Raw genomic sequence first — 15,943 nt, forward strand, 5'->3', positions numbered from 1 at the left:
TAAACAAGTTTAAAAGTTTAAACTTGTTTACTTGTTAGTTAAAAAAAATTAATAATTCGATTCTATTGCTTGAAGTAAATCCTTCACCTGTTTTAAAAATTCTCCGGCTATTATAGAATAAAAAATTTCTTTTCCATGTCGATCCGCTACAATTAGTTCTGCTTGCCTTAAAATTTTCAAATGATGCGAAACAGCTGGTCTAGAAATCCCCATTTTATCTGTTATTTGCGTTACATTCATCTGTTTGTTTTCTAATAACAGCATAATAATTTGTTGACGATTCTCATCTCCTAATGCCTGAAATATAGGTGTTACAACCTGAAATTTCTCTAATACAACTTCTGTATTTCTACATTCAAAATTCTCCATATCCTATTCATCCCAACCTTATATATATAAAAAACATGTAATATATTACCATTAAATAGTAACTCTTTCATTCGCAGTTGTAAATAACTTTATTTTCAGACTCTTTTTCGATAAAAAAAGGAAGATTGGATTCCTCCACTCTTCCCATTACATTCATATAAAATGAAAGACGCCTGCAAAGCAGGCGTCTTGATGCGTTTACGGCGAGAGACCAGGCGACCACATTCGCGTGTTTAGCACTTAAGCATATCTCTCGTCTTACGTAAATTAGCTCATCGCTTTGCTAATATAACATTAATAAAGTATAAGTGCAACATGTTTATAAAAAAAATTTATTTCCTCTTTCATCCAAACAAATTATATGTAAATTATAAATTGATAAATGCAATATATATGTTACAATTAACGTAACAGCGAAATCATCATAAACAGGAGATGGATATTGTGAAAAAAATAAAAGATGAACGTCTCATTCTGCAAACATTAAAAAATATACGTATTGCCTTTCTTTTTCAATCACTTGGTATAATTGGAATTTTAGGCTATATCGGATTCACTAAAGGACTAGATCAAATTACGAAATCTCCATTATGGCTATTATTTATTCTTACGAGTATTGTGCTTAGTTATTTACAGTTAAGCGTTTCAATTGATGTAGAAGAAAGCGAAAAGGATATCCAATTAACTCCTTACTATAAACTTGTCTTTCGCTCCCTTATCGTTGGAATTATTATGGCTATTATTTATATTATTTTCAGTCCAGAAAGACCTCTCTTTGAAGCTATTTTAACAGGTAGCATTCTCTTCATATGCTTTTTAGTCTCTTACTCCGTTAGTTATTTTATAAAAAAGCGTCGTTTACAAGACAACGATGAATAAAGAGGAAGGGCTATCCTTCCTCTTTATTTTGCTATCGCACTGTACCAGTTAAACCGTAACGAATATCTCGGAACATATTCACTATGTCACGATTAAAATCGTTTGTAACTGTACCGTTACGCAAGCGTGTACTCATTGCATCGACACGAGTAAACATGTCATTTCTTACAGAAACATATACGTTTCTGTTTCCAACTTCATTTGCAACAGCTTGACGAATTTCGTTCGCCATCGCCGTTTCATTTGTCACCGTATTACGTGGTTTTACTGCAATCGCTACATCGTTTCCATATACAACTGTAGACACGCGGTCCACGTTATTCATACGTTTCACACGATTCGTAATTCTTTCTGCAGTTTTACCATCATTGTTAATGTATGAATTGTTCATTGTAATATTACGTGTTGGATGCGGATTAGCAATTTGACCGTTGTAATTTACATCACGGTAATAGTTGTATCCTGTATCGTTACGACCATTTCTATATGTTACATAGTCTGTATAACGATCGTTACGCGTCACATTATCACGATACTGGTGAGTATCATTATAAGATGTACGCTCGTAATTGTAGTTACGTCCATCCATTGCATTGTTTTTTGGTGTACCACATGCAGCTAATGCACTAGTAACTAACAAAGAAGCAGCAATCACTTTTACTTTCGTATTCAATAGAAAAACCCCCTCTGTTAGAATGAACTTCTCTTCTGAAAAGCTCCCTCTTATGATGAGTAACAGAGCAGGTTTTTACACTGTTAATATTTCACTGGGAATTTTCTAACATTTGATATAGCTCTTCCGTTTTCAGAACGACTTTACATACAAAAAAGGTGGGAATAATCATCCCACCTTTTTTTAAACTTCTTCTTCATCCTCTTCTTCTGAAACTGGCTCCCCAAATACATTTGGTGGATCTGGTTGATAATACATCGTTCCTGGCTGTGGTGCATATGCTGATTGAGTTGGTTGATAATATAAAGGATTCGCGTATTGCGGCCCTCCAGGTTGTGGACTATATAGCCTACTCTCTCCACCGCATCCACAATCTTCCTCTCCTTGCACAAGCGGCGGCATATTATTATCCATCGGCATCATATTTGGATTTGGCATAGACGTATACTGTGGTCCAAACGGCGCTCCTTGCTGATACGGCATACCATAGTATGGATTTTGTTGTTGATAATACGGATTCGGCGGCATCACATTCGGTGGTTGATTATTATCCATGATCGGCATCATATTTGGCATTTGATTGTTATCCATGATTGGCATCATATTCGGCATTTGATTGTTATCCATGATTGGCATCATATTTGGCATTTGGTTGTTATCCATGATCGGCATCATGTTCGGCATTTGGTTGTTATCCATGATCGGCATTATGTTTGGTATTGGGTTATTATCCATGATTGGCATTATGTTTGGTATTGGGTTATTATCCATGATTGGCATTATATTTGGTGGTTGATTGTTATCCATGATTGGCATTATGTTTGGTGGTTGATTGTTATCCATGATTGGCATTATATTTGGTGGTTGATTATTATCCAACATTGGCATTATGTTTGGCACTTGAATATTTGGCGGTATTACTTGCGGAATAACTACATTTTCTTTCGATACATTTGGTGACACTATATTTCCTACATTTTCTTTCTTCACTTGCGGTGATACTATATTTCCTACATTTTCTTTCTTCACTTGCGGTGACACTATGTTTCCTATATTTTCTTTCTTTACTTGCGGTGATACTATGTTTCCTACATTTTCTTTCTTTACTTGTGGTGATACTATATTTCCTACATTTTCTTTCTTCACTTGCGGTGATACTATATTCCCTACATTTTCTTTCTTTACTTGCGGTGACACTATGTTTCCTACATTTTCTTTCTTTACTTGCGGTGACACTATGTTTCCTACATTTTCTTTCTTTACTTGCGGTGACACTATATTATCTTTTTTCGTTTGCGGAGAAATGATGTTATTAGGTTTCATTTTATTAATTTGAGGAGCAATTAACTCGCTTCCCTTTTTAATTACATCTGAAATTTTATATTCTTTTTTCGTTTTTATTGGTGGTTGCGGCGGTTGCGGTAACACATTTACCGAAAACTTCGTATTTTCTTTTTCCGCTGGTTTTTGTTTTTCTATAACAGGTGGTTTTTGAATAACAGACGGTTTTTCAACTGGTTTTTCTTTTTGAATTGGCTGTTCTTTTTGCACCTCTTTTTGCGGTTTCACCTGTACTTCCTTTTGTGGCTTCACTTGCATTTCCTTCTGCGGTTTCACCTGTATTTCTTTTTGCGGCTTCACTTGTATTTCCTTCTGTGGTTTTACCTGTACTTCTTTTTGTGGTTTCACTTGCATTTCCTTCTGTGGTTTTACTTGCACTTCTTTTTGTGTTTGTTGCATGGCAGGCTCTTGTGTAATTGGTGCTGATTGATACGTAACTTCTTCCTCGTCTTCTATTCCAAGCGGCGTTGGCGTTGCTGCAAATTCTTTTTGTTGCACTTCTTTTACGTATTGTTTTGGAGGTGCTGAACCTGCTCCAGCATGCTGTTTTACGTGTACACTGTTTGATGGTACTTTAATTTTCATACCTGGCATAATTAAATCTGGATTGCTAAGTTGTGTATTTGTTTTTTTCAACGTATCAAAATCCACTCCGTACTTTTTCGCAATTTTCCAAAGGGTATCCCCTTTTTGCACGATATGAATTTTCAAATTTTCCCCCTCCTGTATAACTTATCTATAAGTAACAAATCTCATGAAGTAACCCTTTCTAAATAACGTTAACCTCTTTTCACTTGTATCACTTCTTCGATTTTCAATATCATTAGAAGCGGAATAAGTATAAGATAATCGCAATGATTTCTTCAAAACAATGTATGCCCATTTTGTTCTCGTTATGATTATATGTACGAAAAAAAGCAACGGGAATCCGCTGCTTTACACACGCTCTAACATACGATTTAATGCAAGAACTGCCTCTTCAGTCACTTGTTTATCTACGCTAATAACGTTAATTTCTTCTCCTTTTTCTATCGTTTCAAGTGCCCATAATAAGTGCGGTAGGTCAATTCGGTTCATCGTTAAACACGGACACATAAACGGATTAAGTGAAACAATTTCTTTATCTGGATGTTGTTGAATAATTCGGTTCACTAAATTCATTTCTGTACCAATCGCCCATTTACTTCCGGATGGAGCCGCTTCAATCATATCAATAATGTATTTCGTTGAACCTGCATAATCCGAAGCAGCTACAACTTCGTAGCAACATTCTGGATGTACAATAATGTTCATGTCCGGCTGATTTTTCCGTACGTTCTCAATGTTTTTCACTGTAAAATTTTGATGAACAGAACAATGTCCTTTCCATAAAATCACTTGAATTTCTTCTATATCTCCCTCGTACTCTAATGAATCTGTATACGGATCCCATACTGCCATTTTATCTAACGGGATACCTAAGTTGTACGCTGTATTTCTTCCTAAATGTTGGTCCGGTAAAAAGACGAGACGCTCTTTTTGTGTAAACGCCCAAGATACCATTTGTTTTGCATTAGAAGAAGTTACTGTCGCTCCGCCATTACGACCGCAAAACGCTTTAATTGCAGCTGTAGAGTTTACATACGTTAACGGAATCATCGTATCTCCAAATAATTTTGTGAGCTCTTTCCACGCTCTTTCTGTTTGTTCAATATCTGCCATATCTGCCATCGAACAACCTGCACGCATATCTGGTAAGATAACGATTTGATCGTCTGTCGTTAACATATCTGCTGTTTCTGCCATAAAGTGTACACCGCAAAATACAATATATTTCGCCTTTTTATTGCTCGCTGCAACTTGCGCAAGCTGAAGTGAATCTCCTGCTGCATCAGAAAATTGTACCACTTCATCTTTTTGGTAATGATGGCCTGGAATAAATAGTGTTTCCCCCATTTTTTCTTTAATTTCACGAACCCGCTTTTCCATATCTTCTGTTGACATCGTGTAATAACGCTCTGGTAACATCGTTTCAATCGGTTGTACTTTTTCTAAAATACTCATATTCCTTTCTCCCCCTCTAAGCCACTTTCCTTACGCCTCAATATTGAAACTAATATCAAGTGCTTTCACTGAATGTGTTAACGATCCAAGTGAAATATAATCTACCCCTGTTTTTCCGTATTTCGATAAATCTTCAATTGTAATGCCTCCTGATGCTTCCGTAACGATGGCACTTGGTACAATCTTTGAAAACTCCCGAATCTCATCTGGCGTACGGTTATCAAACATAATAATATCTGCACCAGCAGCTACAGCTTCTCTCACTTGCTCCTCTGTTTCTGTTTCCACTTCTACTTTCACCATATGCCCTACTTTTTCTTTCACCGATGTAACAGCTTTCGTAATAGAACCAGCAAAAGCAATATGATTATCTTTGATCATGACACCGTCATATAGGCCGAAGCGGTGATTAAATCCGCCTCCGCACACGACTGCATACTTATCAAACATGCGTAGCCCTGGCATCGTTTTTCGCGTATCACAAATGCGTGTATGGCTGCTATCTAAGGCACGAACAGCCTCGTATGTCATTGTCGCTATCCCGCTCATACGCTGGATAACGTTTAATATAACGCGCTCTGCCGTTAATAACGATGCGATTGGTCCTTGGACAGTTGCAATTATTTCGCCTTTTTCTACAAGATCTCCATCTTTTTTATGAAGCTCCACTTCAATTCTCTCATCAATTAATTTAAACCCTTCTTCAATGACTAAACGTCCCGCAAAGACCCCTGTATCCTTTGCAAGAAACGTTCCTTTTGAAAGTAAATTATCTGGAAAAATAAGCTGAGATGTTACATCTCTTTCTCCTATATCTTCTAGAAAAAATCGATTTAATGCTTCTTTAACCTTTATCGTATTCATAAAGCCCCTCTTCCCCTCATTACACAAGTTGTAGTTTTCTTTTCACTCGAACGATTTCTTTTTTCACGCTATTTCTATGTGGATAATCACTTCGATAATGGCCACCAATGCTTTCTTCTCTTTGCAAAGCTGATACGACGATAAGCTCACAAACTGTTAACATATTCATAATCGTTATCTCTTCATTTGTAAGGGCATCATGTTGCAATATCATATTGCGAACACCGTATTTACTAAGCCATCTCTTTGCATAAGATAAACTTTGTTCTGTTCGCACAATCCCAACGTATTTCATCATACATTCTTGTATTTCTTCTTTCGTCGGCAAATGATTCAGAACGATAAATTTCTTTTCCTTCTCAGCGAAGTTATTCAATCTGTCTTTTGTCGCTTTCGTTAAAATATGTTGTCCTATTCTTTTTCCAAACACAAGACCTTCTAATAATGAATTACTCGCTAATCTATTGGCTCCATGAACACCGTTACAAGCTACTTCACCAACCGCATATAAATGTGGAATGGACGTCTCTCCATCACAGTTTGTTTTCACGCCGCCCATATGGAAATGAGCACCAGGTACGACCGGAATGCGTTTTTCATTTATATGAACACCATTCTTTTTACACAATGATGATACAGTTGGAAAACGTTCTTCAAAATTTTGGATAGACTCAATGTTCAAATACACTTTTTCACCCGACAAAAGCTGTTCATGAATCGCTCTTGCCACTACATCACGCGGAGCGAGATCGTGGTCTGGGTGTATATCCATCATAAAACGCTGCCCTTTTCCATTTATAAGGACAGCCCCTTCACCGCGGACCGCTTCAGAGACGAGGCCACAGCATCGCCCGCCCGCATATAACATTGTTGGATGGAATTGTACAAATTCTAAATCTACAAGCTCCCCACCCGCGCGGTACACCATTGCAAGTCCATCACCCGTAATTGTTTTGTCATTAGAAGTAAAGGCATATAAACCACCAATCCCGCCTGAGGCTAACACCGTATAATCTGCATCGTAACGCTTCAACTTCCCTTCACTATCTCGCGTTAAAACTCCAGCACATTTTTCGTTTTCTATAATAAAATCAAGCACCATTTCCTGTTCCACTACCTTAACGTACGGAACTACTTCTTGAATGAAATGCTCTAATAAATTCTTTCCTGTTGCATCGCCACCTGCATGTAAAATACGACGCTTCCGATGTGCACCTTCTTTTCCAAGGTGAGGGCCCGTTTCATCTCCATCAAATTTCATTCCATTTTCAATGAGATGATTCATTTCTTTCGGCCCTTCTTCAACTAAATAACGAACCGCATCTTCATTGTTATAATGACATCCTGCTACTAACGTATCTTCAAAATGATCATTTGGATTGTCATATGTAGCTATCGCTGCGGCAATTCCACCTTGCGCTAAATATGTATTATTATTACGATTCGTTTCCTTTGTGATAATAATCACATTCTTTTCGTGACAAATCTCTTTTGCAACACGAAGTGCCGCAACGCCACTTCCAATAATTAAGACATCTGCACTTGGCATAATTGTTGCCTCCTACTTTACACTTTTCAACTGTCTTGACACCTATATTTACATAGTTTTAAAATAATGACAAGAGTTTTTTTATAATTCTTATTTTCACTACCATTTAAAAAATAAAAGAAATGTAACTCTTACTAGAGAGGAACTTACATGATGATATATCTTGATTATGCAGCTACTACACCTATGAGCGTGGAAGCATTACAAACATATATGAAAGCAGCATCGCAATACTTCGGAAATGAACAAAGTTTACACGATATTGGAGGAACGGCCTCTTCTTTATTACAAGTTTGTAGAAAAACATTTGCCGAAATGATTGGCGGAAAGGAACAAGGGGTATTCTTCACGAGCGGTGGGTCAGAATCGAACTACCTTGCGATTCAGTCCCTTCTCAATGCCCAAAATAAGAAGCATATTATTACTACACCTATGGAACATGCATCCATTCGAAGTTATTTTCAATCCTTACAATCAAAAGGGTATACAATTACTGAAATTCCTGTTGATAAAAATGGACTCATTCATTTAATAGATCTAGAAGCAGCTATTACAGAAGATACTGTTCTAGCAAGTATACAGCACGGAAACTCTGAAATCGGAACCGTTCAAAATATCGCAGAGATTGGGGCACTTTTAAAAAAATATAACGTTTTATTTCATTCAGATTGTGTACAAACCTTTGGTAAACTTCCTATTCATGTTTTTGAGATGGGGATTGATAGTCTTTCTGTTTCAGCACATAAAATATACGGACCAAAAGGTGTCGGCGCTTGCTATATCAATCCGCAAGTTCGCTGGACACAAATATTTCCGGGGACTTCTCACGAAAAAGGATTTCGTCCAGGTACAGTGAACGTTCCTGGCATCGCAGCTTTTTTAACAGCTGCTGAGAATATATTGAAAAATCAACAGGAAGAAAGTTTACGTTTTAAAGAGTTACGATCCTACTTTTTAGAGCGATTACAAGCACTTCCTCTAGAAATTGAAGTAGAAGGTCATTCTACTTCTTGTTTACCACATATTATTGGGGTTACAATAAAAGGAATAGAAGGTCAATATACAATGCTAGAATGTAATCGCCGCGGTATTGCCATTTCTACCGGAAGTGCTTGCCAAGTTGGTAAACAAGAACCTTCGAAAACAATGCTTGCAATTGGAAAAACGTATGAAGAGGCAAAACAATATGTCCGCTTCTCTTTCGGACAACAAACAACGAAAGATCAAATTGATACTACTATTCATGCACTACACACAATTGGAAATCAATTTTATAGAGGTGTTAAATCATAATGAAACAAAATGAACAAAAAAAGATTTTAGGTGAAGAAAGACGACAGCTTATCCTTCAGTGGCTTCTCGCTGCAAATGAACCGTTATCCGGGAATGAGCTATCGAAAAAAACGAATGTAAGTAGACAAGTTATCGTGCAAGATATTTCCTTGCTTAAAGCACGAAACGAACCGATCATTGCAACTGCTCAAGGCTATTTATATTTAAAACCACAAGAGAAACAACAAGCTTTCGAACGCGTAATCGTATGCCAACATAAGCCAGCAGAAGTACGTCAAGAACTTACAATGCTTGTTGACCACGGCGTTACAATTAAAGATGTAAAAGTTGAGCACCCTGTATACGGTGACTTAACAGCATCCATCATGGTAAGCAATCGCTTTGATGTAGAGCAATATTTACAAAAAATCGAAAACACAAATGCGTCCTATCTTTCGCAATTAACAGACGGTATTCACTTACATACTATTGAGGCAGATTCAAAAGAAAAGTTAGATGCAGCTTGCGAGGCACTAGATAAAGCAGGATTTCTCGTTTATTAATGTAAAGCACAGAGTTTTTTTATCATTCTCTGTGCTTTTTTAATGATATAATATTGTAATCAATTGTAAAGGAGATCAAAGATGGGAATTGAACTCGTTCACTTTAGCATTGGCAAACCGAAACAAATGAAATATAGCGAAGATAAAGAAATGATTACCGGTATATGTAAAGAACTTACCGAAGAAGCTTTCCTATCAAAAGATGGCTTCCTTGGTGATGATGTAGCTGATTTAAAACACCATGGTGGACCTGATCGCGCCGTTTGCGTGTATCCACACGAGCATTACGCACTATGGGAAGAGGAATTTCAAACAACACTCCCAGCTTCTGCATTTGGCGAAAACATTACCGTAACAAATATGTTAGAGCGTGATGTATGCATCGGAGATACATACAAATTAGGTGAAGCAATCATTCAGGTGACACAAGCAAGAGTACCTTGTAGTACGATTTCAAAACGCCTCGGCATTCCTGGCATACTGCCGCGCATTGTAGCAACTGGATTTACTGGCTACCTATGCCGCGTTCTTCAGGAAGGTACTGTACGTAAAGATTCAAAAATCACATTACTAGAGCGTCAACCGAGTAATGTTTCTGTCTTGTTCTCTAACGAAATTTATTTTCATAATAGAAAAGATAGAGATGGCATCGAAAAGATTCTTGCTGTTCCAGCACTAGCTGACGTTTGGCGTGGTCAATTAGAAGATCGTCTTGCGAAGTTAAAATAAAGAATCCCACCATTTATAGGTGGGATTTTATTGATCTATCACACGGTATAACCTAACTCCCCCTTATAACCAATAAGAAGAATAACTCCCTAGCACCGTAACAGAAAAACCAAGTGCTTCAAGTTCCATCGTTACGCCTGGCAATAATACGTCATCGTATGCTTTATCGACATCGATTAAGAAAAAGTAATTTCCAAGTCCTGTTTTCATCGGGCGCGATTCGATTTTAGATAAGTTTAATTTTCTCCATGCGAAAGCTGATAACACTTGATATAGTGCCCCTGCATAATCAGCAGGTAACGTTATCATAATCGTCGTTTTCTCTCCTCGGTTTTCTCCATTATTTGAGAGTATTGCTTTCTTTTTCTTATGGAGCACTAGGAAACGTGTATGATTATTTTTATGTGTATGAATACTTCGTCTTACGATCGTTAATCCGTATTTTTCTGCAGCCGCTTCATTTGCAATAGCCGCAATTTTTTCTTCAGGATGTTCTTTCACATATTGCGCTGCAGCACTTGTTGATGTCATATCTCGAGCAGTTATCCCTTTTAATTCTTCATTTAAAAACTTATGACATTGTGCAATAGCGTGTGGATGAGAATGCACTGCGTATACTTCTTCCCACACTTCTGCATACTGCGGATGTACAAGTAAATGTTGCTGAATGGGCACTGTAATTTCTCCTACAATAGAAAGTGGTTGCTCATGTACAAGATAATCAACCGTTATATTCACTGAACCTTCTATGGCATTTTCTAGTGGTACCACTGCATAATCTACATTTCCATTTGCAGCTGCATCCATACAATCTGGAATCGTTCGATACGGTACATGCTCTGCTTCCGGAAAAAAACGACTCACCGCCATATTTGTAAATGTTGCTTCTGGTCCTAAATATCCTACTCGAATCATCGTCTTTTCCCCTCTTTTTCATTTTCTTACTGTTATACCATACTTTTTTATATTCTTCTATGTAAATTTCGAATATTAAAAAAGGACTAGCATTTGCTAGTCTAAATGTTTCCTATATTCTCTTTGGGCGAAGAAGAAATAAATAATGCATGCAGCAATGTAGAACAAAATAAATACGCCTACTTTTCTTAATGATCCGTCCATAAAGACCGTATTATGAAACGTATATAACGCAACTGCACTATGCATACTCCCTACTATAATTGGTGCAAAAAATAGCATACACAATTGCCAACGAGAAATTTCCCACACTTCTTCCTTCGTCATTCCAAGTTTAGAAAGTGCACCATACTGCTTTCGGTCCGATGCAATATTATGGAACCATTTAAAATATACGATACTACATGAAGTAAGAAAGAATAATATACTAATGAATGAGCCTACAAATAGAGTAATATCGCCGAACTCTTTCATATTCACATATAACTCCATATTACTTCGAAATGCGTTATTATCATCTTGTTTTATACGTTTCCGTAAAGCTTCATTTAATTTTTTCGTATTTTCTATATTGGGTAATGTGTAGCCTCGGTATATCATTTTTTCAGAATCCGGAACCTTATTTGCTATACTGTCAAAATCTTCATCATTCATAACGAAGAACAGACCATTAATGTGCGAAGGATGATGGTTAAATTGAACCCCTTCTTTCTGACCGTTAAATACGAATTGATATGGTTGATTCATTACTTGCAATTGAATCTCTTTTTGATTATATACATTCGAATTATTGTATTTATTATAATAAACGAGTGTCACTGTACCTTTTTTAGGATGATACGTTTTCTGTTTTTGTTTTCTTGCCTCTCGATTGTATTCACTTTGTTTAATGAGTGGCGCTACTTCTGTTTCCCCCTTATTGGTCTGAAAAGATGCATACACTCCAACAAAACTCATAAATTGAAAATCATCATATCCATATTGGTGCAATAATTGTTCAACCGTTCCCTCCGCAAAGACTTCATGGGTAGAAGCACCTTTTTCTATGTAAGAAAATGAGTGCACGCCCCCGCCACGCCACATATCTTGCATACCAGAAAAATATAAGAACACCGTACCTGTTGCTGTAACTACAAACGTCGTTGCCATAGACATCAGAAAGAAAAAGCGACCATTTTCCCTCATTCGATGTGACAATTGATTCACTATAAATAAGTACGGATATGTATACATAATCTTTTTATTTCGTTTTATCATTTCTAATATTTGAGCAGTGCCGTGTGTAAAAGAAAAATACGTTCCGAAAAAGACAAGTATAGACACAGGGAAAAAATAGAACGCTATCGTTAGTATCGTCGCTTGTAACGCTAACGCATATCCTATACCTAAACAAATAAAGCCAAATATACAAAGCCACATTGATGTTTTCTTCTCTTTTTTATCTGCTCGAAATCCTTTCAATAACCGAATGATTTTTATATTCCATATACGTAAAGCACTTATAAAAGATAACGAAATAAAAACGACCATATATGTAATAAATGTTACACCAATCGCCCTTACGTCAAATATGACAGGGAGTTCTTTCGGAAGCCCCAGCAACATACTAAACATCATAAAGAAGAGCTTTAAAAAGATCATGCCAAGCCCAATGCCAAAAATATTAGCAAATACTCCGATCAACATTTGCTCGGTCATAATTACGCCAATTACGTTAGATTTCGTCGCTCCCATTAACATATATAATCCTAATTCTTTCTTACGTGCCTCTATGAAAATAGAAGTAGAGTACAAAATAAATATGACGAAAAAAGAAATGATAATAACATTACATATGATAAGTCCCCAGCGTACGTTTTGATACCACATCGTCTCCTGCATATACGGATGTACAATGACAGACATGTATGCAAAAGACGCAAATATCGCAAAACAACTACTTAAGAAAAACACTTTATAATTACGCAAATTTCCTTTTATATTTTGTAGCGCTAGTTGCCGAATGTTCATCTATCGTCCTCCTGTAACTTACTACATAGGCAAAAAGCTAGAGGTTTCTCTAGCTTTGCACGTGTTTTAAATATCCTCTTTGCGCGATCATAAAGTAAATCGCAGAAGCTAAAATGTATGCTCCAATTACAAGCGCACCTGATTTCCATAAATCGAGATAAAGCATTTTTCCTAACGTATGAAGAGCAAATCCACTATGAATGGCACCAATTACAATTGGGATAAAGAAGATAACGCCCATTTGTCGAATTGCAATTTTACGAATTTCTTTATCTGTCATACCGATTCTCTTTAACGATTTAAATTGAATACGATCTTGTTCTTTATCGTTAAACCATTTAAAGTATGTCATACTACAAGCGAAGAAGAAGAAGAGTACAGCTACAAAGAAACCGATAAACATTGTAATTGCCCCTGATTCTCTTATATTTTTATAAGCAAGCACTGAGTTGTTTAGTTCCCCTTGTTTATCTGGTGCAATTTCCTTTTTCAAATCTAACACAAGATCTTCCGTACTTTTCCAGTCTTCTATATAATAACCGTAATATTTCGTCTTTTCTTCATCTGGTACGAGCTTTGCGTATTTCTCAAAATCTTGATCATTTACAATGAGATATTCACTATCATTAAAAACAGAAAATGAAGTTGGGGCATTTAATTGAACAGATTGCGTTTGTCCGTTAATTTTAATTTCATGCGGTTTCGTACGATCTATCTTCATCATATCGTTCGCCATATCCGTTATGACCATCGTTGCACTACCAGGTGCATTATGAACTTCTCTAACTTGCTCTCTTTTTTGTTTACGTACTTCAGCGTTATATTCTTTTTCTGAAACAATCGCCATTGGCATTTCATGTTCACTGTTAAACATTGTAATTTTTTGAGTTCCAAGAAGTTTTACGTACGTTACTTCTCGCGCTTCTTCAAATCCGTGTTTTTTTATTAATTCTTTTGCTTTTCCTTCTTTGATGACATTATGCGTATGTATTCCCTTTTCCTCATACGAAATAGCATGAGGGGTACTAGTTACTGCCTTATAGCTCATATCTTCAAAGAATACATACAGTGTACCGACTGCTGAAGATACAACCGCCGTAATGATAGAAATTACAAATAGAAAACGAGCATTATCCTTCATTTTATAAATAAGATTGCTAAGTACGAACATATTTGGATATGTATAAAAAGATTTTTTTCGTTTTTGTAACGCCTTTAATACAACTGTACTACCTTGTGTAAACAGCAAATAAGTTCCGCCTATCGTCAGCCCTACAATCGGTAAAAACAGAATGATAAAATTCATAAATGTTACTTGGAAGCTAAGTACATATGCAACAATAATACATCCTATACCAACTATGCATAACCATGTAAATGCAAAAGGCTCTACTTTTTGCTTTCTTGCTTCTCTTAATAAATCAATAATTTGCAAGCGTCCTACTGTCCAAACACTAAACAATGATAGGATTAAAAAGAGAATAAAGTACACACCAGCTGTAATAAGAACTGCTTTACTATTCCATACGAGCGGTAGTGTTTTATCAATTTTTAGTAATACACTCAGTGCTTGGAAAAATAGTTTTGAGCAAAGCATTCCGCCCCCAATACCAACTACAATTGCAATACTACCTAACATCAGTTGCTCTAATATAATCATTCGGCCGAGCTGCGATTTCGTTCCGCCTATTAATGTTAATAGACCAAACTCTTTTTTCCTTGCTCGTAAAAACGTTGAATTTGCATATAAAATAAAGAGTGCTGAGAAGACGACTACAATATAATTCATCGATTCTAACCCTTTTGAAATCATCTCCCTCATACTAATATTACCGCCTACAACATCTGGATGATAAATGAAGGAAGCATACATGAAAAATACGACTATCGATAAACAACTGCTTATAAGAAACGCTTTATAATTACGCCAATTTCCTTTTACATTATTAAGCGCGAGCTGGCGAAAGTTCATGATATTCCCCTCCTAGCATCGCAAGTACGTCCAGAATTTCTTGGAAAAAGGCTTGTTTCGTTCTTCCCTTATGTATTTCTGAGAAAATCTCTCCATCACGTATGAAAAGAATACGTTCGCAATAACTCGCCGCTACTGGATCATGCGTTACCATTGCAATTGTCACTTTCTTTTGTTCATGTAAGTCTTGCAACGCGCTCATTAATGATTTTGCTGACTTAGAATCTAAGTTTCCAGTTGGCTCATCTGCTAAAATTAACGTCGGTTCATGAATGATCGCTCTCGCAGCTGCTGCACGTTGTTGTTGGCCACCTGATACTTCATATACCTTTTTATTTAAAATGCCCTCGATATTTAAAAACTTTGCAATCTCAAGCACTTTTGCATCGATTTCATTTACAGATTTCTTCGCCATTACAAGTGGTAAAATGATATTTTCTTTAATCGATAACGTATCAAGTAAGTTAAAATCTTGGAAAATGAATCCTAAATGTGTACGGCGAAACTCCGCTAATTTTGCAGCACGCATTTGATTAATTTCTTCCCCATTTACAAGCACATGACCTGAAGTTTGCTTATCAATTGTTGCTAATAAATTTAAAAGCGTTGTTTTCCCGCTCCCTGAAGGACCCATAATCCCTACAAATTCGCCTTCTTCTATTTTAAAATTTATATCGTTTAAAGCAGTCGTCGCTACTGAACCTTTTGATTGGTACACCTTCGTTAATCCTTTTACTTCAAGAACACTCATTTCTAATCCCCCT

Annotated in this window: 13 protein-coding genes and 1 pseudogene; 4 read left to right on the forward strand and 10 right to left on the reverse strand. The window is 36.6% G+C overall.

Translation table 11 applies throughout. The annotated features are described in order from the left end of the window. Positions 1 to 48 precede the first annotated feature (48 nt). A complete protein-coding gene (locus ACTFRN_RS08955; protein ID WP_000426920.1) occupies positions 49 to 369 on the reverse strand; it encodes an ArsR/SmtB family transcription factor in 321 nt (106 codons plus the stop codon). A gap of 444 nt (positions 370 to 813) precedes the next feature. On the opposite strand from ACTFRN_RS08955, the gene ACTFRN_RS08960 reads away from it, so the two are divergent. Further along, complete coding sequence (locus ACTFRN_RS08960) at positions 814 to 1,248, forward strand: hypothetical protein (RefSeq protein WP_014893501.1); 435 nt, start codon at positions 814 to 816, stop codon at positions 1,246 to 1,248. Between the two features lie 31 nt (positions 1,249 to 1,279). Here ACTFRN_RS08960 and ACTFRN_RS08965 read toward each other — a convergent pair whose 3' ends face one another. The 5 genes and pseudogenes from ACTFRN_RS08965 to nadB all read right to left on the reverse strand — a co-directional run bounded on the left by ACTFRN_RS08965 (position 1,280) and on the right by nadB (position 7,718). Next, positions 1,280 to 1,921 carry a YhcN/YlaJ family sporulation lipoprotein gene (locus ACTFRN_RS08965; RefSeq protein ID WP_001093542.1) on the reverse strand — a complete coding sequence of 214 codons (642 nt, stop codon included), beginning with the start codon at positions 1,919 to 1,921 and terminating at the stop codon, positions 1,280 to 1,282. A 1,895-nt stretch (positions 1,922 to 3,816) separates the two neighbouring features. Continuing rightward, positions 3,817 to 3,973, reverse strand: a pseudogene (safA, locus tag ACTFRN_RS08970) (SafA/ExsA family spore coat assembly protein); the annotation flags it as partial. 225 nt (positions 3,974 to 4,198) lie between these two features. Beyond that, complete coding sequence (gene nadA / locus ACTFRN_RS08975; RefSeq protein WP_049112961.1) at positions 4,199 to 5,305, reverse strand: quinolinate synthase NadA; 1,107 nt, start codon at positions 5,303 to 5,305, stop codon at positions 4,199 to 4,201. 30 nt (positions 5,306 to 5,335) lie between these two features. Beyond that, entirely contained in the window at positions 5,336 to 6,169 is an 834-nt protein-coding gene (gene nadC, locus ACTFRN_RS08980; protein WP_001092216.1) for a carboxylating nicotinate-nucleotide diphosphorylase, read from the reverse strand. Positions 6,170 to 6,188: 19 nt separating this feature from the next. Beyond that, entirely contained in the window at positions 6,189 to 7,718 is a 1,530-nt protein-coding gene (gene nadB, locus ACTFRN_RS08985) for an L-aspartate oxidase (RefSeq protein WP_049112962.1), read from the reverse strand. Between the two features lie 150 nt (positions 7,719 to 7,868). Here nadB and ACTFRN_RS08990 point away from each other — a divergent pair, with 150 nt between their 5' ends. The 3 genes from ACTFRN_RS08990 (at position 7,869) to ACTFRN_RS09000 (ending at position 10,282) form a co-directional block, all read left to right on the forward strand. Further along, positions 7,869 to 9,011, forward strand: a complete 1,143-nt coding sequence (locus ACTFRN_RS08990) for an IscS subfamily cysteine desulfurase (protein ID WP_000973788.1) — start codon at positions 7,869 to 7,871, stop codon at positions 9,009 to 9,011. Beyond that, positions 9,011 to 9,553, forward strand: a complete 543-nt coding sequence (locus ACTFRN_RS08995; protein WP_000812272.1) for a transcription repressor NadR — start codon at positions 9,011 to 9,013, stop codon at positions 9,551 to 9,553. Before ACTFRN_RS08990 ends, ACTFRN_RS08995 begins: the two co-directional genes overlap by 1 nt. 81 nt (positions 9,554 to 9,634) lie before the next feature. Beyond that, the gene (locus ACTFRN_RS09000; protein WP_000510687.1) at positions 9,635 to 10,282 is read left to right on the forward strand and encodes an MOSC domain-containing protein; all 648 of its coding nucleotides are present in this window, start codon (positions 9,635 to 9,637) and stop codon (positions 10,280 to 10,282) included. A 63-nt stretch (positions 10,283 to 10,345) separates the two neighbouring features. Here ACTFRN_RS09000 and pheA read toward each other — a convergent pair whose 3' ends face one another. The 4 genes from pheA to ACTFRN_RS09020 all read right to left on the reverse strand — a co-directional run bounded on the left by pheA (position 10,346) and on the right by ACTFRN_RS09020 (position 15,930). Then, positions 10,346 to 11,197 carry a prephenate dehydratase gene (gene pheA / locus ACTFRN_RS09005; RefSeq protein ID WP_000621724.1) on the reverse strand — a complete coding sequence of 284 codons (852 nt, stop codon included), beginning with the start codon at positions 11,195 to 11,197 and terminating at the stop codon, positions 10,346 to 10,348. Between the two features lie 96 nt (positions 11,198 to 11,293). After that, on the reverse strand, positions 11,294 to 13,207 hold the full coding sequence (locus ACTFRN_RS09010; protein ID WP_001026316.1) for an ABC transporter permease: 1,914 nt from the start codon (positions 13,205 to 13,207) through the stop codon (positions 11,294 to 11,296). A gap of 49 nt (positions 13,208 to 13,256) precedes the next feature. Beyond that, complete coding sequence (locus ACTFRN_RS09015) at positions 13,257 to 15,179, reverse strand: ABC transporter permease (protein WP_001011385.1); 1,923 nt, start codon at positions 15,177 to 15,179, stop codon at positions 13,257 to 13,259. Beyond that, entirely contained in the window at positions 15,154 to 15,930 is a 777-nt protein-coding gene (locus ACTFRN_RS09020; protein WP_000114533.1) for an ABC transporter ATP-binding protein, read from the reverse strand. The genes ACTFRN_RS09015 and ACTFRN_RS09020 overlap by 26 nt, the downstream gene beginning before the upstream one ends. Positions 15,931 to 15,943: the final 13 nt, after the last annotated feature.

The organism is Bacillus cereus group sp. MYBK245-2, assembly GCF_051916145.1.
GTDB lineage: Bacteria > Bacillota > Bacilli > Bacillales > Bacillaceae_G > Bacillus_A > Bacillus_A pacificus.

Bases quoted from the DNA above. Each gene is read 5' to 3' on its own strand.
- nadB (WP_049112962.1), bottom strand. From the start codon at position 7,718: ATGCCAAGTGCAGATGTCTTAATTATTGGAAGTGGCGTTGCGGCACTT.
- ACTFRN_RS08990 (WP_000973788.1), top strand. From the start codon at position 7,869: ATGATGATATATCTTGATTATGCAGCTACTACACCTATGAGCGTGGAA.
- pheA (WP_000621724.1), bottom strand. From the start codon at position 11,197: ATGATTCGAGTAGGATATTTAGGACCAGAAGCAACATTTACAAATATG.
- ACTFRN_RS08995 (WP_000812272.1), top strand. From the start codon at position 9,011: ATGAAACAAAATGAACAAAAAAAGATTTTAGGTGAAGAAAGACGACAG.
- nadA (WP_049112961.1), bottom strand. From the start codon at position 5,305: ATGAGTATTTTAGAAAAAGTACAACCGATTGAAACGATGTTACCAGAG.
- ACTFRN_RS08955 (WP_000426920.1), bottom strand. From the start codon at position 369: ATGGAGAATTTTGAATGTAGAAATACAGAAGTTGTATTAGAGAAATTT.
- ACTFRN_RS09015 (WP_001011385.1), bottom strand. From the start codon at position 15,179: ATGAACTTTCGCCAGCTCGCGCTTAATAATGTAAAAGGAAATTGGCGT.
- ACTFRN_RS09000 (WP_000510687.1), top strand. From the start codon at position 9,635: ATGGGAATTGAACTCGTTCACTTTAGCATTGGCAAACCGAAACAAATG.
- ACTFRN_RS09010 (WP_001026316.1), bottom strand. From the start codon at position 13,207: ATGAACATTCGGCAACTAGCGCTACAAAATATAAAAGGAAATTTGCGT.
- ACTFRN_RS09020 (WP_000114533.1), bottom strand. From the start codon at position 15,930: ATGAGTGTTCTTGAAGTAAAAGGATTAACGAAGGTGTACCAATCAAAA.
- nadC (WP_001092216.1), bottom strand. From the start codon at position 6,169: ATGAATACGATAAAGGTTAAAGAAGCATTAAATCGATTTTTTCTAGAA.